This window comes from Geobacillus sp. FJAT-46040, assembly GCF_002335725.1.
Taxonomy (GTDB): Bacteria; Bacillota; Bacilli; order Bacillales; family Anoxybacillaceae; genus Geobacillus; species Geobacillus thermoleovorans.
The window spans coordinates 1,868,922-1,887,892 of the sequence record NZ_NISS01000001.1; the positions used below are offsets into that span (position 1 = coordinate 1,868,922).

General features: G+C 54.4%; 16 protein-coding genes. All 16 read right to left on the reverse strand.

Translation table 11 applies throughout. The features are described 5' to 3' along the window. Nucleotides 1-306 precede the first annotated feature (306 nt). Nucleotides 307-1,440, reverse strand: coding sequence for a cell division protein FtsZ (gene ftsZ / locus CD000_RS09845; protein WP_011230625.1), 1,134 nt, complete (start codon nt 1,438-1,440; stop codon nt 307-309). 27 nt (nt 1,441-1,467) lie between these two features. Continuing rightward, nucleotides 1,468-2,736 (reverse strand): cell division protein FtsA, encoded by a 1,269-nt coding sequence (ftsA, locus tag CD000_RS09850; RefSeq protein WP_096226273.1) that lies wholly within the window; start codon nt 2,734-2,736, stop codon nt 1,468-1,470. A 195-nt stretch (nt 2,737-2,931) separates the two neighbouring features. Next, nucleotides 2,932-3,294: a small basic family protein gene (locus CD000_RS09855; protein WP_011230623.1), complete on the reverse strand. Its 363-nt coding sequence runs from the start codon at nt 3,292-3,294 to the stop codon at nt 2,932-2,934. 1 nt (nt 3,295) lies between these two features. Continuing rightward, nucleotides 3,296-4,012 carry a DUF881 domain-containing protein gene (locus CD000_RS09860; RefSeq protein WP_096225559.1) on the reverse strand — a complete coding sequence of 239 codons (717 nt, stop codon included), beginning with the start codon at nt 4,010-4,012 and terminating at the stop codon, nt 3,296-3,298. A 28-nt stretch (nt 4,013-4,040) separates the two neighbouring features. Further along, complete coding sequence (locus tag CD000_RS09865) at nt 4,041-4,745, reverse strand: DUF881 domain-containing protein (RefSeq protein ID WP_096225560.1); 705 nt, start codon at nt 4,743-4,745, stop codon at nt 4,041-4,043. Then, complete coding sequence (gene divIB / locus CD000_RS09870) at nt 4,726-5,511, reverse strand: cell division protein DivIB (RefSeq protein ID WP_198962501.1); 786 nt, start codon at nt 5,509-5,511, stop codon at nt 4,726-4,728. Before divIB ends, CD000_RS09865 begins: the two co-directional genes overlap by 20 nt. A gap of 212 nt (nt 5,512-5,723) precedes the next feature. Further along, nucleotides 5,724-6,824, reverse strand: coding sequence for a stage V sporulation protein E (gene spoVE, locus CD000_RS09875; protein WP_011230619.1), 1,101 nt, complete (start codon nt 6,822-6,824; stop codon nt 5,724-5,726). Between the two features lie 53 nt (nt 6,825-6,877). Next, nucleotides 6,878-8,233 carry a UDP-N-acetylmuramoyl-L-alanine--D-glutamate ligase gene (gene murD, locus CD000_RS09880; RefSeq protein WP_096225562.1) on the reverse strand — a complete coding sequence of 452 codons (1,356 nt, stop codon included), beginning with the start codon at nt 8,231-8,233 and terminating at the stop codon, nt 6,878-6,880. Then, the gene (gene mraY / locus CD000_RS09885; protein ID WP_096225563.1) at nt 8,234-9,208 is read right to left on the reverse strand and encodes a phospho-N-acetylmuramoyl-pentapeptide-transferase; all 975 of its coding nucleotides are present in this window, start codon (nt 9,206-9,208) and stop codon (nt 8,234-8,236) included. It abuts the gene before it with no gap. Then, entirely contained in the window at nt 9,193-9,648 is a 456-nt protein-coding gene (locus tag CD000_RS09890; protein ID WP_096225564.1) for a hypothetical protein, read from the reverse strand. Before CD000_RS09890 ends, mraY begins: the two co-directional genes overlap by 16 nt. Further along, complete coding sequence (locus CD000_RS09895) at nt 9,645-11,114, reverse strand: UDP-N-acetylmuramoyl-L-alanyl-D-glutamate--2,6-diaminopimelate ligase (protein ID WP_096225565.1); 1,470 nt, start codon at nt 11,112-11,114, stop codon at nt 9,645-9,647. The genes CD000_RS09890 and CD000_RS09895 overlap by 4 nt, the downstream gene beginning before the upstream one ends. 123 nt (nt 11,115-11,237) lie before the next feature. Then, complete coding sequence (locus CD000_RS09900) at nt 11,238-13,172, reverse strand: stage V sporulation protein D (protein WP_015374355.1); 1,935 nt, start codon at nt 13,170-13,172, stop codon at nt 11,238-11,240. 71 nt (nt 13,173-13,243) lie between these two features. Next, nucleotides 13,244-15,454, reverse strand: a complete 2,211-nt coding sequence (locus CD000_RS09905; protein WP_096225566.1) for a penicillin-binding protein — start codon at nt 15,452-15,454, stop codon at nt 13,244-13,246. A gap of 6 nt (nt 15,455-15,460) precedes the next feature. After that, nucleotides 15,461-15,817, reverse strand: coding sequence for a cell division protein FtsL (gene ftsL, locus CD000_RS09910; protein WP_096226274.1), 357 nt, complete (start codon nt 15,815-15,817; stop codon nt 15,461-15,463). A 95-nt stretch (nt 15,818-15,912) separates the two neighbouring features. Next, nucleotides 15,913-16,845 (reverse strand): 16S rRNA (cytosine(1402)-N(4))-methyltransferase RsmH, encoded by a 933-nt coding sequence (rsmH, locus tag CD000_RS09915; protein WP_011230611.1) that lies wholly within the window; start codon nt 16,843-16,845, stop codon nt 15,913-15,915. A gap of 430 nt (nt 16,846-17,275) precedes the next feature. Beyond that, on the reverse strand, nt 17,276-18,904 hold the full coding sequence (bshC, locus tag CD000_RS09920; protein WP_096225567.1) for a bacillithiol biosynthesis cysteine-adding enzyme BshC: 1,629 nt from the start codon (nt 18,902-18,904) through the stop codon (nt 17,276-17,278). Nucleotides 18,905-18,971 lie beyond the last annotated feature (67 nt).

Sequence of the window (18,971 nt, forward strand, 5' to 3'; positions counted from 1 at the left end):
TGTCAATCGATGGCGGTGAAAAAGGAGATGTTTTGTCAAAACAGGGGGAACCACGGCGGATCAAATCGGCCGGCACGAAAGCCTAGCCCGCCTTCTCTTTTTCGCCCTTTCGTTGCGAGAGAGCGGGCGGCCAACGCGAGAAGTTTTTGGTCCTAATCGGAAAAGCGAGGCTGTCTCAAAAGATCGTCTTTCTTTAAGAGAGATACAATATATTGTTTCACCAAAGTGCTTCGTGCACGTTCGTGCATGCATCTTGTGATGAAGAAAGGGTGTCCCGTTGCTTTTGGGACACCCTCGTTTCGCCATCTAGCGGCGGCGGTTGCGGTTGCGCAAGAAAGCGGGAATGTCAAGCGGATCTTCTGCTTGCCCCGAGCGGAGCGCCGCATAGTCTTGTATTGGCTCTTCGCGCTTTTCCCGCTTTGGCGCCGGCGCCGCTTTCGGCACAGTGCCGATGCCAATGCGCGGCGGCCGCGGCTGCGAAGCGACGTTTTCGTTGAATCCGGTCGCAATGACCGTCACGATGATCTCGTCCTTTAAGTTCTCATTAATAACGGAGCCGAAGATCATGTTCACTTCTTGGTCGGCCGCCGAAGCAACGATGTCGGCAGCCTCCTGCACTTCGTACAAACTTAAGTTCATGCCGCCGGTGATGTTCATGAGCACCCCTTGCGCGCCGTCGATCGACGTCTCCAACAGCGGGCTGGAAATGGCTTTTTTTGCTGCCTCAGCAGCTCGGTTTTCGCCGCTGGCGATGCCAATCCCCATCAATGCCGAACCTTTATTCGACATGATCGTCTTCACATCAGCGAAGTCAAGGTTGATCAACCCCGGCACGGCGATCAAATCGGAAATGCCTTGCACCCCTTGGCGCAGCACATTGTCCGCTTCGCGGAACGCCTCAAGCATCGGCGTATTTTTGTCGACAATCTCAAGCAACCGGTCGTTCGGAATGACGATGAGCGTATCGACCGCCTCTTTCATGGCGGCGATGCCGCTTGCGGCCTGCGTCGCCCGCTTGCGCCCCTCAAACGTAAACGGGCGTGTAACAACGCCGACCGTAAGCGCCCCTAACTCGCGCGCAATTTGGGCGATGACCGGGGCAGCGCCAGTTCCCGTGCCGCCGCCCATGCCAGCGGTGACAAACACCATATCGGCGCCGCGAAGCGCTTCTTCAATTTGCTCTTTGCTCTCCTCAGCTGCTTTTTTTCCAACTTCTGGGTTTGCCCCCGCGCCCAAGCCGCGTGTCAGCTTCGCCCCGATTTGCAGCTTGATCGGCGCCTTCGACAAGTTGAGCGCCTGTGCATCCGTATTGACCGCAATAAACTCTACACCTTGCACCCCATGCTCAATCATCCGATTGACGGCGTTGTTGCCGCCGCCCCCGACTCCAATCACCTTGATCGTTGCCAACTGATCGACTGTTGTCTCAAACTCCAACATGGCCAAATCCTCCTAAAATTTCAATCTCTATTCAAAGAAAGAACCAAAAAATCTCTTGACCTTCTTCCCAAAATGGTCTTCTTTCTTTTTCGGTTTCGACTGCTGTTTTGGCGAGGAGCGCTCGACCGGCTCCACCGCAGCGGCAACCGGGACCGTTTTCCCTTGCAGCTGCGCCTGCCGGTAGGCGAACTTGAGCAAGCCAACGCCGATCGTATACTGCGGGTCGCGCACACCGATATAATCCGGCATGGCAATGCGGACGCTCGTCCCTAAAACGACGTGGGCCAGCTCAAGCAACCCTGGCATATTGGCGACGCCGCCGGTCAGCACATAGCCGCCGGGGAGATCGCGAAACCCGAGACGACGCACTTCCTGCTGAACCATTTGCAAAATTTCTTCCAGTCTCGCCTCAATAATATCGGCGATCTCCAGCTGGCTGAACTGCTGTTGTTGATCGGTGCCCATGATCGGCACGCTGAACACTTCTTCCTCCGAAGCGTAGTCGTAAAATGCATGTCCGTGCTTCAGTTTGATTTTTTCGGCATCGTCCGTTGTCGTCCACAATCCGATGGCCAAGTCTTTCGTAATGTGCTCCCCGCCGACCGGCAGCGAAGAGACAGCTTGCAACGTCCCTTGCTCAAAGACAGCGACCGTTGTCGAGCCGCCTCCCAGGTCAACGAGCGCCGCCCCCAAATGCCGTTCGTCATCGGACAGCACGAGCGAACCGGCCGCCAGCGGCTGAAGACAAATATCGCTGATTTCCAAGCCTGCCCGCTCCACACAGCGAAGAAGATTATGTAATACCGTCTTCGCACCAGTCACCATAGTGCCTTCCATTTCCAAGCGGACGCCGAGCATGCCGCGCGGATCATGAATGCCGTCCAACCCGTCGACGATAAACTGGCGCGGAACGACGCCGATGATTTCCCGATCGGGAGGAATAGAGACGACTTGCGCGGCATCGATGACGCGGGCGACATCTTCATCGCTGATTTCCCGGTTTTCGCTCGCGACGGCGACAATGCCGTGGCAGTCATGGAGCTGGATATGGCTGCCGGCCACCCCGACGATCACACGGCGGATCGATAAACCGACCATCCGCTCCGCTTGCTCGACGGCCCGTCTGATCGACTGCACCGTTTTATCTATATCAACAATCGCCCCTTTTTTGAGCCCTTCCGCTTTGACATTGCCCACCCCGATAATATTGATGGAGCTGCCTAGCATTTCCCCGATGATGACTTTCACGCTCGATGTTCCGACATCCAGGCTAACGACGATCTCATTGCTGCTCATTTTTTGGCATCTGCCTACTAAAAACGCGCCGGTGCCGGCCGGCGTTTCAGTAAGCAGCGACACCTCCTTTTTCGGCTGAAATTTCCCATCTCTTTGTCTATTGGTCTATGTCTAGTTTGCGAGTTTCGCAACAACACTATATTTTGTTTTACCCTATATAATTCAACACGCGAAAACACTTTCCCTGTCTTTTGCCTAACTTTTTTCGCGATTGTACCGCCGCTTGGCCCACTCAGCAAGCCAAAGGCGGCGGATGATGGCAATGTTTTGAAACAAGCGGACGCCGAAGGCGAACACAGCCGCTAAATACAAGTCTACACCAAGATGCACCCCAAGAAAAGTTAAAGTTGCGGCCAGAACAATGTTGAAAAAAAAACCGGTTATAAATACGGTTTCGTCGTACGTCCGCTGCAGGTGGGCGCGCCATCCTCCGATTAATGTATCAAAGGCGGCCAAAATGGCAATCGACAAATAATTGGAATATTCATCGGGAACTTCCCAGCCGGCGAAAACGCCGATGGCAAACCCAAGAAGCAATCCGAGAAGCGGAAGCCACATGCTATTTCTCCTCCTTGCCGCCGTTCGCTGTCTCCATGTATTTCACATCAGGGCGGCTAGCCGCGGGCGGAATGACAACGAGCGGCTGGGGCTTGGATATTGACAGCTCCAAGTTTTCCACGGCGAAATCATCGCGGATCGGCGAAACGGCGAGCCCGCTGTACAGCTTGTCCGCATCATCGGCGATTGCTCTCACTTCGACTGGCAGCCTCACTGAGCGGCTCCCGACTTTCGTTGCGCCATTGACATCGCGAATGGCCGTCCGGTTCGTCAGTCGCTCACCGTCGATGGCGATTTCTTTCGCCCCGTATTTGTTCAACTCATTCACTAACCGTTGCAATAGCTCGGGCGATACGGCGGCAACGGCCGGACCAACGTAGCTGGCCGCCGAAAGCGGCGCGATCGTCAACACGAGACCGCTTCCTCTCACTTCTGTCAGCCCGGCTTCTTCCCTCAGCTTCGCGACTGTCGCTTCAAGCTCTGTCGCGCCGCCCGCCTCGTGTTCCCGCCGGTAGCGGCGCAATGTTTCCTCGTAACTCTCTAGCTCCTCAAGCAGCCGTTGTTCAAGCTTCTGCTCTTTTGTCAAATCGGCGCGCAACTCCCAAATGTCGCGCGTGTCGCGTCCTTCCGGATGCAGCGTCGTCCGAAGCCCGACGGCCAGCATCACACCGAATATGGCAGCTACGCCGGCAAAATAGAATCGATTTTTCCGTTCCAATGCGCTTCACCGCCCCTTTCCGCCCGTTTTACGGCTCGGGCGCAAACACCGGATCCAACACGATCGCTCCTTGCTTTTCCACTTTTACGTCGATAAGGTCTTCGACAAGTTCGTCGACGATGCCGCCGGGAAGCTCTAGAGCGGACATGAGCACGTCCGGATTGCCAATGGCCGAAATGACAAACGGAGCGGCATGCTGCGTTCCATCGACCTCAATGACTGGGCCGTTGCAGACGATGTATGAACGGTGGGAAATGCGCTGCCCATTAATAGCGACCGCTTCGGCGCCGGAAATGAGCAACTCGTGAACAACTTTCCATACGTGCTGTTCATGAACGATATAATTGGTAGCGCTCGCTTCAGAGGGGATATAAGAGGAATCGGAAAGGGTGACTGCTACACCTTTCCCTTTCACCCTCGCTTTTCCGACATGCATGCGCAGCTGTTCCGCTTCTTTTGCCAATCCGGCCTCGTTCTCCTGCTCCTCGGCCAGCTTCTTCTCCCACGCAGCCAGCTCCTCCTGCTTTTTGACAAGCTGCTGCTTGAGCGACCGGTTTTCTTTTTGCAAAGCAAGAAGCGCCGAGCGATATTCGTACTCTTTTTTCCACTCGCTGTCGCTCCATTCGCGGCGGGATGCTTCGTTTTTCGCATGTTGGTACGAGAACCCGAGCATGGCGCCGAAGATCAAGCAGATCAACGTCAGCAGGAGGCGGCTACGGGCTTGTCGTTTCATCGCCATCCTCCTTTTTCGGGGGGGAGTAAGGAACAAAATAGCTGCCGACTTCCAAATGAATGACTCCTTTGACGTTTCGGTCAAGCGCGGCGGCAATCGCAGGATAATGCGACAGCTTGTCCGCAAATTGCCGGATTGTCGCGCTTACTTCATAACCGTCATTCATGTAGACGATGACGCGGTCTTCATATTCCCTCGTCGGCTTGTAGTGAATTTCCGACATGGCGCCCAGCACGGCCGCAGGCAGTTCGGCGAGCTGCCCCGTCATTTCAGCAATGGCGTCGCCGTCTTTCCAGCCGACAAGCACCGGCGCATCGCTTGGCGCCGTCTTCGTCCCTTCTTGCTTTAACAGCCGCCCGTTTTCAAGCAATGGAAAAAACGTTTGCCGGTCATACACATAAGCGATTCGCCGCCATTCGCGGACGTGGATGGCGATCGTGTTCGGCAGCTGTTTTTCCACTGTGGCCTCCTTAATTTCTGGATGGCGAGTGAGCTTTTTTTCCACGTTTTGTTCATTCACTTTCCAAAAGCTTGTCCGCTTCGTAATGCCGCTTAAGCTGATGATGCGCTCCGCTGTGAGATGACGGTTGCCGCTCACTTCCACATGCCCGACAGCGCCAAGCGGCGACTGGAAGTAAAGGACGCACAAAATAAATAGAAAAAAGAAAGATAAGTACGCAATGAGCCGGCGGTTCGCTCTCTGGCGGCGCCGCTCCTTCAGTTTCGGCACGCGGTCCTCCAAGACGACGACTTTTCCCTTTTCCATCGCATTCCCCGCTTTCTTCTTCAAAGCCCGCGCTGAAACGACCGGTATAAAAACAAACGGCATCCGCTGCCGTTTCTTTGTTTTTGCACTTATTTTCATTATATCACAAATGAATGCAAGAGAGAGCCTGTTTTTATCGCATTTGCCGGCACCGTTCGACGATGGGCTGCGTTCGAGAGACGCCAAAAAAACGGCGGACATCCGCCGCTTGCCTAATACCGGGCATGCCTGCTGATATTAAGCAGCACGCCGATGGCCATCAACATCAACGTCAGCGACGATCCGCCGTAGCTTAAAAACGGGAGCGTGATGCCGGTAACGGGCATCAGTCCCGTCACAACGCCGATATTGATCATCACTTGAATCGCGATCATCGAAATAATGCCAAGCGCCAAAAAACTTCCGTACAAGTCAGGGGCGCCAAGGGCAATGCGCACACCGCGCCAAAGAAGAAGAGCAAAGAGCAGGAGAACGAGTGAACCACCGATAAAGCCGAGCTCTTCAGCTAAAATGGCGAAAATAAAGTCGGTTTGCGGCTCCGGCAAGTAAAAAAACTTTTGTCTGCTCTGCCCGAGCCCAAGGCCGAACAAGCCGCCAGGCCCAATGGCGTACAGCGACTGGATGATTTGAAATCCGCTTCCAAGTGGATCTTCCCATGGGTTTAAAAACGATGTAATCCGCTTGATTCGATATGGAGCCGACAGGATGAGGGCGGCAAGCCCAGCGAGCCCCAAAACGCCAAGCCCGGCAAAATGGCTGAGACGGGCGCCGGCGACGAAAATCATCGTCACGCACGTACCAACCATAACGGTGCCCGTTCCTAAGTCCGGCTGCAGCATAATCATGCCGAACGCGGCAAACACAAGCAAAAGCGCCGGCAACAGTCCTTGTTTAAATGACGTAATTTTTTTTTGGTTTTCCGATAAATATTTGGCCAAAAAAGCGATCATAGCCAGCTTCATAAACTCGGACGGCTGGATCGAAAACGCCCCGACGCCGATCCAGCTGCGCGACCCGTTGCGAACCATGCCGATGCCGGGAATGAGCACAAGAACGAGCAGCACAAAACAGACGCCAAGCAGCACTTTCGACCAGTCGCGCCACACCCAATAATCGATGTTCATGACAAAAAACATAGCGATAATGCCGACGCCCGCAAACAATAGCTGGCGCTTGGCGAAGAAAAACGAATCGTTGAATTTGTATTCCGCCCAAATGGCGCTCGCGCTGTACACCATAATAAGTCCGATGGCCAAGAGCGAAAACGTCAAAAGAATGAGCAAAAAATCCGGCGCAGACTTTTTCCGCGGCAATGCCCAACACCTCTATTTTTGTAAACTAGAGGGGAAGGGCTGTCCCTTTCCCTCTATTTCAACTTATGCACGGCATTGATAAAAATGTCTCCTCTCTCCTCGAAAGTTTTGTATTGATCCCAGCTGGCGCATGCTGGAGAGAGCAAAATGACGTCGCCCGGCTCGGAAAGCTCGAAAGCAACCGGGACGGCTTTTTCCACATTATCGACATATCGGATCGTTTCTATTCCCGTTTTTTGGGCGATGCGGCCGATTTTATCCGCCGTCTGGCCGAACAGTACGACCGCCTTCACCTGTTGCAAATACGGGAGAAGATCATCAAACTCATTGCCGCGGTCAAGCCCGCCAGCGAGCAAAATGACCGGCTCGCCGGCAAACGCTGAAAGCGCCTTTTGCGTCGCTAAGATGTTCGTCGCTTTCGAGTCGTTGTAAAACCGCCGGCCGTCAATTTCCGCCACATACTGAAGCCGATGTTTCACGCCGGAAAACGTCGCCAGCACCTGGCGGATCGCCTCATCACTGGCGCCGGCCAGCTTGGCGGCCGCCACCGCCGCTAAAATGTTTTCCAAATTGTGCTGTCCAGGAAGAACGATGTCAGCGATTCTGATAACTGGATCACCGTTCCAATAGATGGCGCCATCTTGAACGTACGCCCCTTCGCCAAGAAGCTTCGTCGCCGAAAACAGCACTTTTTGCGATCGAACCGAGGAGGCAATGTTCATCACGAGCGGATCGTCGGCATTGACGACGGCATAATCGCGCTCCGTTTGATTGCGGAAAATGTTCGCCTTTGCCGCCGCATACGCCTCTTTCGTTCCGTGGTAGTCCAAGTGGGCGTCGAAAATATTGAGCAAAACCGCAATGGCTGGGCGAAACTTGTCAATGCCGGCAAGTTGGAACGAAGACAGTTCCGTGACAAGCCATTGCCCCGGCTTCGCTTCCCTCGCCACCTCGCAGGCGACAAGGCCGATGTTGCCGGCAAGCAGCGGATCTTGGCCGTCCGCTTTTAACATTTCGTAAATGAGCGTCGTCGTCGTCGTTTTTCCGTTGGACCCGGTGATGCCGATAAACGGCCCTTCGGAAATGTGATAAGCAAGCTCCACTTCGGTCACAACCGGAAGCCCCTTCTCAAGCGCCTTTTTCACCATCGGGTTCGTGTACGGAATGCCCGGGTTTTTCACGACAAGGTCAAACGGCTCATCAAGCAGTTCAAGCGGATGACCGCCGCAAACGACGCGAATGCCCAGCGGTTCAAGCTGCTTGGCCTCCATGTTTTCCGAAAGCGGCTTTTGATCATTGACGACGACCTTAGCGCCTAACTCCGCAAGAAGCCGAGCTGCCGCCGCTCCGCTTTTCGCCAATCCAATGACAAGCACACGACGATGTTGATAAAAACGAGTCGGTTTCAATTACATCCACACCTCGATATAAATTCCTAGCATCGCAAATAAAAGGCCGACGGCCCAAAACGTCACAACGATCCGCCATTCTGACCAGCCGACAAGCTCATAATGATGATGAAGCGGACTCATGCGGAACACGCGCCGTCCCGTCGTTTTGAACGAAGCCACTTGAATGATGACCGACAGCGTCTCGATGACAAACACACCGCCGATGATGACAAGCAACAGCTCAAGCTTCGTCAGGACAGCGACAGCGGCGATCGCCCCGCCAAGTGCGAGCGAGCCGGTGTCGCCCATAAACACTTTCGCCGGGTGGGCGTTAAACACTAAAAAGCCAAGCACGGCGCCAACAACAGCGACGCAAAATACAGCGACATCGTACTGGCCTTGATTCCAAGCCAAGACGGCATAAGCGCCAAAGGCGATCGCCGCCGTTCCGGCAAGCAGCCCGTCAAGCCCGTCGGTCAAGTTGACAGCGTTCGAACCGCCGACAAGCATGAACAACAAGAGCACGCCGTACGCCCATCCGAGGTCGACCGACCAATCGGCGCCGGGAATATGTAACACCGTCGAAAAGCCGCTTTGGCGGTAGACGGCAAAAAAGATGGCTGCGATAAGGAGCTGGCCGATAAATTTTTGCCGGCTCGTCAAGCCAAGATTTCGCTTCATCACGACTTTGATCATATCGTCGAGGAAGCCGAGCACCCCATAGCCGACGGTGACCAACAACAGCAAATACGTCCTCGTCGACAAGCCGGCGATTTTTGGTGTGATCCATAAGGTCGTTGCCACAATCGCCAACAAAATCATGATGCCGCCCATCGTCGGGGTGCCCGATTTTTTTTGATGCGACTTCGGCCCTTCCTCGCGGATGCTTTGTCCGAATTTCAACCGCCGCAAAAACGGGATGAACAGCGGCGACAAAACGACAGTGATGAGAAAGGAAACCGCCATGGCAATCACGATCACTTGTTCTGGCATGCATCGTCACATCCTTTAAACGGCCGAGCGTCCAGCCATCGCTTCTCCAATTCCGCCAGTCGGCGGCGCACAGCCTCGCCAGCAAGGGGGCTGTCTTCAGGAAGAGCGAAGAAAAACTGCACACCCTCTGCACGGTCTTGCTCCAAGTATCGCTCGAACAATGCCGCTGCCGCCTCGAGCGGCGACGGAACGAAAAAGATCGGAAATTGATTTGGAATGTAGCGCGGCAACGGCTCTCCCAGACGCCAAAATGAAGCGATCGCTCCGTGTTCAATCGCCGTTTTCAATGTTTCCGCCCCGTTTTCGAGCGGAACGAACAACCCTTTTTTCACTTGTTTGGCTGGGTTGACGAACACGGCGTGAAAGCGGATCGTTTCATCAACAATGCCGCGCGCCTCCACCGCCATCGATTGCACCGTCCTGTATGCGATCATGGTCATCCTCTCTCCTTCACTGCCGCTCGGGCAACAGCGCGATCGTCAAACTCAATCACATCGTTGCCAATGATTTGATACGTTTCATGCCCTTTGCCGGCAATCAACACAACATCGCCTTCCTGCGCCTGGCCAATGGCGTAGCGGATCGCCTCTTCACGGTCAGGAATCGTCACATGCTTTCCGATCTCAGCGCTTACTCCCGCTTCCATGTCGCGCAAAATTTGCTTCGGGTCTTCCGAACGCGGATTGTCGGAGGTAAAAATAGCGACATCCGCATACCGCACCGCCACCTGCGCCATGAGCGGCCGTTTCGACGGGTCGCGGTCGCCGCCGCAGCCGATGACGACATACACGTTTCGCTTCGCCAATTGACGCACCGTTTTTAAGGCATTTTCTAAACTGTCCGGCGTGTGGGCGTAATCGACGATGATCGTAAAGTTTTGCCCTTCATCAACCGTTTCAAACCGCCCCGGCACCGGCTCGACATCCGCAAGCGCCGCGGCGATCGTTTCAAGCGAAAAGCCAGAGGCAAGGCAGGCAGCGGCAGCGGCGAGAATGTTATAGACATTGAACGAGCCGACAAGTTTCGTTTCGACCGCCGCCGATCCGTGCGGCGTGCAAAGCCGAAACGCCATGCCGCCTGCGGTCATGCGGATCTGTTCCGCCATCACATCGCTTTTTTCCCTCATCCCGTATGTGACGATCGGCGCGGCCGTCATATGTTTATAATACTGCGAAACCGGATCGTCATGATTGAGAACGGCAAATTTCGGCCGCCGTTCGTCGTAGCGGTTGCCGAGCTGGGCAAACAAAAGCCCTTTGGCGTTCCGATATTCTTCCATTGTCCCGTGATAATCCAAATGGTCTTGCGTTAAGTTCGTAAAGACGGCCACATCGTAATCGCAGCCATGCACCCGCCCTTGGTGCAGCGCGTGCGACGACACTTCCATGGCGACAAACTCCACTCCTTCATCGACCATCTGTTTAAACGTGCGCTGCAAAATGAGCGACTCCGGCGTCGTATTGGCCGCCGGATAGGAGCGGTCGCCGACCTTGATGTGAACCGTGCCAATGAGCCCTGTTTTCTTGCCGGCTTTTCTCGCGATTTGTTCGATGATCGACGTTGTCGTCGTCTTGCCGTTTGTGCCTGTCACTCCGATTAAATGAAGGCGGTGGGTCGGCCGCCCGTAAAACGCGTCCGCTAAAATCGCCATCGCCCGCCGGCTGTCCGACACAAGAACGACGGGAACATCAACGGAAAGCGGCCGCTCGGCCACGATCGCCGCCGCTCCGCGCGCCACCGCTTCCTCGGCAAAGTCGTGTCCGTCTACTGTAAACCCTTTAAGGCAAAAAAAGAGAGAACCGGGGGCAACGCGGCGCGAGTCCATTTCGAGCGCCACGATATCGGGATTGCCTCCATGGTGCACCCAAAAACCGGGCAAGTGTGACAGCAGCGTCAGCAGTTTCATATTTCGTTCATCCCTTTCGCTTCGAAATCGTCCGCTCCGTTAGGCAGACAGCGGAAAAAGGGGCACAACCAACCCGATGTGTCATCGCATCGGTCGCCCCTTGCACGTTCGTCTTACCGTGTCTTACCGTTCTTCCGCCGCTTCGCGTTTCGCCAAATAAATGCGGACCGTTGAGCCTTCTTTCACTTTCGCCCCTGGCTTCGGGGATTGTTCCACAACGACATCTCCCTCGCCACTAACATCTAATTTTAAGTCAAAAAGCTGCTCTTGCAAATCATTTTTTGTCATTCCGATCAAGTTTGGCACTTCAATGACTTTCGGCTCGTTCCAGTCGCGCTCCTTCTCGAGCTGGTCTTTGCGGGGCTTCACGCCCAACGTGCGCAAACTATCTTCCATAATTTTTCCTACAATCGGGGCAGCGACCGTGCCGCCGAACTGAACCGTTCCTTTCGGGTTGTCGACGGCGACGTACACGACAAGCTTCGGGTCATCTGCCGGAGCGAAGCCGATGAACGAAACGATATGGTTGTTTTGCAAATAGCGGCCGCCTTGCGCCTTTTGCGCCGTTCCCGTTTTGCCGCCGACGCGGTACCCTTCGACATACGCCTTTTTCCCTGTTCCTTGAGCGACGACGCTCTCAAGTGCGTAGCGGACTTGTTTCGATGTTTCCTCGGAAATGACGCGCCGTTTCGCTTTTGGCGTGTTGCGGCGGACGATCTCTCCTGTTTCCGGGTCGACCCACTGCTTGGCAATGTACGGAGTGTACAAAATACCGCCATTGATTGCCGCCGACACGGCAGCGACTTGCTGGATCGGCGTCACCGACACCCCTTGGCCAAACGCCGTCGTTGCCAGTTCCACCGGCCCGACCCGTTTCAAATCAAACAAAATGCCTGTTCCTTCGCCTTGCAAGTCGATGCCCGTTTTCTCACCAAAACCGAATTGCTTAATGTAACGAAACAACGTCTCCTTTCCAAGCCGCTCGCCAAGCTCGACAAACCCCGGGTTGCACGAGTTTTGCACGACTTCCAAAAACGTCTGATCTCCGTGGCCGCCTTTTTTCCAGCAGCGAAGCGTAGCGCCGGCTACTTTGGCGTAGCCCGGGTCAAAGAAATGGTCTTTCAGCAAATTCACCTTATGTTCCTCAAGCGCTGCGGCCAGCGTAATGATTTTAAACGTCGATCCCGGTTCGTACGTGCTCCAAATCGGCAAGTTGCGGTTGTAAATTTCCGGAGGAACGCTCCGGTAATCCGCTGGATTGAACGTCGGCCGGCTCGCCATCGCCAAAATTTCACCGGTGTTCGGGTCCATGGCGATCGCGATGATGCCGTCCGGATTGTATTTCGCCTCCGCGATGTCAAGTTCGCGCTCAATGATCGTCTGAATGCGCGAATCGATCGTCAACACCAAATTCAAGCCGTCAGTCGGCGGCGTATAGTCATCAGCGATATCGGGCATGCGCCGACCTTTCGCATCGGAATAAAACTGCACGGAGCCGCGCTCGCCCCTCAGTTCCTTGTCATAATACAGCTCCAACCCGGTGAGCCCTTGGTTGTCAATGCCGGTGAAGCCGAGCACGTGCGACAAATAGCTGCCAAACGGATAGTAGCGCTTCGTATCTTCCGCGATATACACCCCATCCAAGTCGAGGGAGCGCACATTCGCCGCTTTTTCATCGGAAATTTTCCGCCCTTCTTTCAGGCGGACGATCGACGTTTTTTGCGTGATTTGTTTATAGATGGATTCGATCGAACCGCCCAGCACCCCGGCCAACTTTTTCGCCGCCTCTGCCGGGTTTTTGACTTGCCGCGGAATGACATACACCGTCGGCGCGCTCATGTTCGTCGCCAGCGGGACGCCGTTGCGGTCCAAAATTTCGCCTCGCTTCGGCTCAAACGGAATGTTCCGGCCCCATAGCCCTTTCGCCCGTTCCGCTAATAGATCGCCGAGCCAAAATTGGACGTAGCCGAGACGGAGATCGATAATGGCAAAGATCAAAATCCCGATCAAAAACACGATCGTCAACCGCTTGCGCACGGTAACGTACGATACGCGCATATGGCGGAACCTCCTTCATGGTGGGCTCGTTCCACTATATGCTTGTACGCCCCGTTATAGAACGGCAAAAATCATTCATGCGGCTCGGCTTCTTTCCGTAAAGCCGCCTCTTTCTCCTTCTCCGCCGCCTCTTTCTCCCATTGGCTCGGCGGAGCCAATTCAACAATTAAATAATCGCCTTTGCGCACCTCCGATCCCGGACGAATGTTTTGGCTGACGACATAGCCGGTCCCTTTCGTGCTCGGCCGCAAGCCGAGTATATGAGCCACTTTCATAGCGTCGCGCAGCGAGAAGCCGCGCAAATCCGGCATCGTTGCCGCCCCGTCCGTTTTCAACACGACCCGTTCGCCCAAAAGAACGTGATCGCCGCCTTGCGGAAGCTGCTGCTCAACATATTTGCCGCGGCCGATCACGACCGGCACATATCCCTTTTCCTTCAGCTGCTCTGCTGCCGAAGCCGCCGGCTGGCCGATCCATGAATCAAGCGCCTGCGGTTGGGCAGTCTTTGCTTTCATTCGTTTTTCCCCGTTCGGTTCAATATGCAAATATTGCAAACTGCTTTTCATCACCGTCGTAAAAATTTGCGACACCGGCGCCGCTCCGGTTTCGGTCACATCGAGGTGCGGCTGTTGGACCGCGACATACATGAGAAGCTTCGGATCATCCGTCGGCGCCATGCCTAAAAACGAAAAAATGTAGTTTTCCCGTCCGGTCAAATAGCCCCCGGAAGCCGACGGAATTTGCGCCGTCCCCGTTTTGCCGGCGACGCGGTAGCCGTTGATTTGGTACGGACGGCCGGTGCCGTGCTCGGACGTGACGACCGTCTCTAAAATGGCGCGCACTTTGCGCGCGGTTTCCGCCGTAATCGGCTCGCCGACCACGGTCGGCCCATGATCGAGCACGACTTTGCCGCTGTCTGGGTCGACGACTTTCTCGATGACATACGGCTTCATCATTTTCCCATCGTTGGCGATCGCCGTCGCCGCTTGGATTTGCTGGATTGGCGTCACCGATGTCCCTTGGCCGAATCCGGTCGTAATTCGTTCAATCGGGTAGCGATAGCGGATTTGTCCGACCGCTTCGTTCGGCAAATCGATGCCCGTTTTCCGGTCAAAATGGAAACGGTGCAAATATTGCAAAAACCGATCTTCACCAAGCTTTTCTTTCACTAAAATCGAAAAGGCGACGTTTGAAGAGCGCTGCACCCCTTCATTAAACGTGATCGTCCCCCAGCCGACATCGTTATGGTCGCGGATCGTGTTCGGCCCCACTTTGTAGGAACCGGAGCGATACGTTTCGTTGCCGTTATACACTCCTTCGTTGATGGCCGCCGCGAGCGTGAACACTTTCATCGTCGATCCCGGCTCATACGGATAGGAAATGGCGTCATTTAAAAAGTTCGTAATATCACGCTTGTTTGGGTCAAAGCTCGGACGCGTCGCCATCGCCAAAATTTTCCCTGTTTTTGGATCAGCGACGATGGCGATCATTTTTTTCGGCTTGTATTGCTTCTCGACGCTGTTCATCGCATCTTCCAAAAACGATTGAATCTTTCCGTCAATCGTCAAATAGACGTTTGCCCCATTGTCCGGCTTGACAATGCGCTCTTTCCCCCCGGGGAGGCGGAAGCCGTTTATGTCGCCGGCAAACGACACATAGCCGTCTTCTTCACGCAAATACCGGTCAAGCTCTTTTTCCACTCCCATTTTGCCGACCGTTTCGTTGGCTGCATTTTTTTGCGCATAGCCGATGACGTGCGACGCAAACATGCCGTTCGGATAAAACCGGCTCGTGTCGCGGATGAAAGCGATGCCTGGCAAATGGAGCGCTTCGATTTTTCGCTTCAGCTCAAAACTGATGTTGCGGCCGTAGGCCCCAAACTCGACTTGCTTCGCTTTTTTGGTCAAAATGCGTTCCATCGCCTCGACGTCCATGCCAAGCAACGGGGCGAGTTGTTCCGCTGTTTTTTTCGGATCGACCACATGTTGCGGATGATCTGGATCGGTTGTCATCTTCGGATCCAAAACGGCCACAACCGTATACGACGGTACATCTTCAGCCAAAATGGCGCCGTTGCGGTCGAAAATCGTTCCGCGCTTCGCCTTGATCGTCCGCGTTTGTTGATGCTGCCGCTCCGCGATCACAGCCAGCGTTTGGCCGTCCGCTTTGCCGGTCCATTCAAGCTGCACAAAGCGGGCGAACAACAGAGAAAAGAGAAAGCCGAACAGGCAAAACAGGATGAACGCTCCCTGATGGGTGTTGCGATGCTTTCTTGCCTCCATCGCCGATCATTCCTGCACAACTTTCACATGGTTTTCGTTGAGCGACAAACCGAGCTCTTTTGCCTTTTGCAAAATGCGCTCGTACGCGCTCAGCCGTTGCACCTCGACATATAGGTCATTGTTCTCCTTTTTCTGCTCGTCAATCGACGCCTCGAGCTTTTGCACCCTTTTGTTCAATTCGTAAATGCGCACTTGGTTCGAGACGATATGAACCGCCGCATAGAAGACAAACAAGAAAAACAACACAAATAGCATCTTTTCAGCCAGCGACAGGCGAAAGCGCTGCTTCCGCCGCGTCTTCGGGCTTGGCGGTGCCGCCGGATGTCGTTGTTCACGCGCGACTTTGACTGCTGCATCGTTCACATTTTTCCCCTCCTGTTTCTCCATGCATTCGTTTTTCGCCGCAATGGGCGGCGCCCGCATTGAAATTGGTTGTGTTTCCCCGCTATTTTCGTCATCTACAGCTTTTCGGCAATGCGGAGTTTGGCCGAACGGGCGCGGTGGTTTCGTTCGAGCTCTTCCTCGGAAGGAACGATCGGTTTTTTTGTAATGATTTTCAGCACGGGGCGGTAGTCGTCGGGGAGAACCGGAAGCCCCGGAGGCAATGGCGGACTTTCGCTCGCCTTTTTAAACGTTTCTTTGCAAATGCGATCTTCAAGCGAATGAAACGTAATGACGCTCACCCGTCCACCGGGTGCAAGCAGTTCGATCGCCTGCTCGAGCGCCTCGCGAAACGCCTCAAGTTCGTCGTTGACCGCGATGCGGAGCGCCTGAAAAATGCGTTTGGCCGGGTGTCCGCCGCTGCGGCGAGCCGGGGCGGGAATCGCCGCCTTGATCACATCAACGAGCTCCCCCGTCGTTTTAATCGGCCTCGTGCGGCGCACTTCCTCGATTTTGCGCGCCACTTGCTTCGAAAACCTCTCTTCGCCGTAACGGAAAAAGATGCGGACGAGCTCCTCGTATGGCCAGCAGTTGACAATCTCCGCCGCCGTCAGCCGCTGCTTGCGGTTCATCCGCATATCAAGCGGCGCATCGTGCTGATAACTGAAGCCGCGCTCGGGTTCGTCAAGCTGCGGTGAAGAAACACCCAAATCAAACAAGACGCCGTCGACGGACTTGACGCCAAGCGCCGAAAGCTCCTCTTGCAAAAACCGGAAGTTCCGGTGCACAAACTGCACTTGCCGGCCGTAGCGGGCGAGCCGTTCGCGCGCATGCATGATGGCGGCTTCGTCTTGGTCAAAGGCAAACAGCTTCCCATGTTCCGACAAACGGGAGAGCAAATATTCGCTATGGCCGCCGCTGCCCAGCGTACAATCGACGTAAATGCCGTCAGGGCGGATGTTCAGCCCATCGACTGCCTCTTTCAGCAACACTGTTGTATGTTGAAACACATGTCCACCACCTTCGTTGCGTAAAGCCACACTCACATCGGCCAGTGGCCGCCTCCTTATTATATCGCAAAGATGGACAAAATTTTAGCTTTTTTTGTAAAAAAACGTCCTTTTTTGTTTCTTTTTGGCTCTTCACCAAAAGTTGTACTTGATTTTTTCTGAACATACCCTATTTACGCTTGTGAGGGAAAATCAACAAATCAGTGATTTTTGCACATCTTTGTGCAGGAAACCGTATTGCTTGTCAAATACATGTTGTGGTGAAGAGCCTTCTTTTTGTCGGACTGGCCAATCACAGCCATCCTGGCGGCTTCACCCCTTTACTTTTATTTCCATTTAATGAATGTTGTTTTTTTACAATTCATTTCACAAAAAAGAAAATCCTGCTCAAAGCAGGATGTTTCTTTTCGACTTTTTCTTTGAAAAAGCCTCACATATATACAATTTTATGCATTCCATTGCCAGGACTGCGAATGGCCAAAAGTTTTTCTACAAAATCAAATCCGTAGCGGTTGATGTAATAAAACACGTTCCAAACCCGCTCCTGGAGCGCGCCGTTCGGCCGAAGCGACGTCTCGATGCGCCAAAATTTCCGCCACTCCGTCTCATGTTTGCGCAACAGCGCCCGCTCGAGCACGTGCTGAAGAAACTCGATTTGCGCCTGAAGGATGGCGGCATTTTTCGCCACCAATCCCTCCAATCCGCGGTCAATCGCCACCCCAAGCTCACGAAGCGGCCGGTGCGCCGCGTCAATGTCCGCCTTCGCTTTGGCAAACGCCGAAGCAAGCGGCGCTTGAGCGGTCGCCTCCCGCCACTCCCGCTTTGCTTCATCGAGCCGCCCAGTCAATACATCAGCCACCTCAAGGCCGATATCGGACAGGTCGGTTTGCAGCGAACGGCTGACAATCGTCGCCTGCAGACGCGGCACGACTGGAGGCATTTCTAGGTCGAAAAGCGGGAACGCCTCTTTCAATTCCGCCCAATAAGCGATCTCCCCCGGTCCGGCAACGAAAGCGAGCGTCGGCAGCAAATGCTCTTGCATGAGCGGACGGGTGACGACATTGTTGCTTAAACGGGCCGGATTCGTTTCGGCAAGCTCAAGCAGCTCTTCTCTTGTCCAAACGAGAGTTCCCGCTTTATTGTGAAACAGGCCGCGTTCCTCATCATACTGCAAAAGCGAACGTTCACGGCCGTCGTAATAAAACAAGTTGGCCGCGTCACGATCGATTTCAATCAGCGGCGCATATCCGAGCGTGCGCAACGCCTCTTGCTGAGCGAGCACCGCGGCCGTCACATCGCGATGGCGTTCAATGAGCGCAGCGAAAAAGCGGCGCTCAAGCGGCCGCACCGCCGCATCGCCAGCGTTCAAAACAACTAAACCGTGATCAGCGAACAACCGGAGCACAATGGCGGCAAAAAAGTCGACAAACGTGCGCGCCTCATCAAGACACGATGACAAAAAGAAGAGCAGCTCATTCGTCACGTCCGTTTCCCCATATGTTTTGACGACGCGCTCGATCCACTCTTTCGCAGCCATCCGGTCCAGCAGCACATCGGCGGCCATCCGTTTTTCGTTCGTTTTGTGTGGGTACGCTGCTTTTTTTACTTCTCCTTCCTCAACGACATAGACATGATCGATTTCCGCGATGTCATGATCTTCGCCGGCGATCCAAAACAGCGGCACGACCGGCACGCCCAATTTTCGTTCCTGCTCTTTGGCAAGCTGGATGATGGTGATGATCTTATAAATCGTATACAGCGGCCCAGTCAACAGCCCGGCTTGCTGCCCGCCGACAATGACGACGCTTCGCTCATTGCGCAGTTTCTCAATGTTTGCCATCGTAGCCACACTCGCCGAGAAGCGCCGGTGATAAGCACGCAAATAGTCGGCAAGCCCTTCTCGGTCATAGGTTCTTCCTTGCAAATAGGCCAACCGCCGACAAAACGCTTCATCGTCCGCCTGGGCATAAGCGAAGCCGCTCTCTGCTGGAAACGCGCCGGTTATGTAATCAGCCGCCAATTTCGTCGCTGCTGGCAACGGAATTTCGCGAACTTCCATGGCTAAAAACTCCCTTTCTTATGTATTCTTTCATGAGTATAGCACGTTTATTGCCAAGAGAAAAAAG

Bases quoted from the DNA above. Each gene is read 5' to 3' on its own strand.
- ftsZ (WP_011230625.1), bottom strand. From the start codon at position 1,440: ATGTTGGAGTTTGAGACAACAGTCGATCAGTTGGCAACGATCAAGGTG.
- ftsA (WP_096226273.1), bottom strand. From the start codon at position 2,736: ATGAGCAGCAATGAGATCGTCGTTAGCCTGGATGTCGGAACATCGAGC.
- CD000_RS09855 (WP_011230623.1), bottom strand. From the start codon at position 3,294: ATGTGGCTTCCGCTTCTCGGATTGCTTCTTGGGTTTGCCATCGGCGTT.
- CD000_RS09865 (WP_096225560.1), bottom strand. From the start codon at position 4,745: ATGAAACGACAAGCCCGTAGCCGCCTCCTGCTGACGTTGATCTGCTTG.
- divIB (WP_198962501.1), bottom strand. From the start codon at position 5,511: ATGGAAAAGGGAAAAGTCGTCGTCTTGGAGGACCGCGTGCCGAAACTG.
- mraY (WP_096225563.1), bottom strand. From the start codon at position 9,208: ATGCCAGAACAAGTGATCGTGATTGCCATGGCGGTTTCCTTTCTCATC.
- CD000_RS09890 (WP_096225564.1), bottom strand. From the start codon at position 9,648: ATGACCATGATCGCATACAGGACGGTGCAATCGATGGCGGTGGAGGCG.
- CD000_RS09895 (WP_096225565.1), bottom strand. From the start codon at position 11,114: ATGAAACTGCTGACGCTGCTGTCACACTTGCCCGGTTTTTGGGTGCAC.
- CD000_RS09900 (WP_015374355.1), bottom strand. From the start codon at position 13,172: ATGCGCGTATCGTACGTTACCGTGCGCAAGCGGTTGACGATCGTGTTT.
- CD000_RS09905 (WP_096225566.1), bottom strand. From the start codon at position 15,454: ATGGAGGCAAGAAAGCATCGCAACACCCATCAGGGAGCGTTCATCCTG.
- bshC (WP_096225567.1), bottom strand. From the start codon at position 18,904: ATGGAAGTTCGCGAAATTCCGTTGCCAGCAGCGACGAAATTGGCGGCT.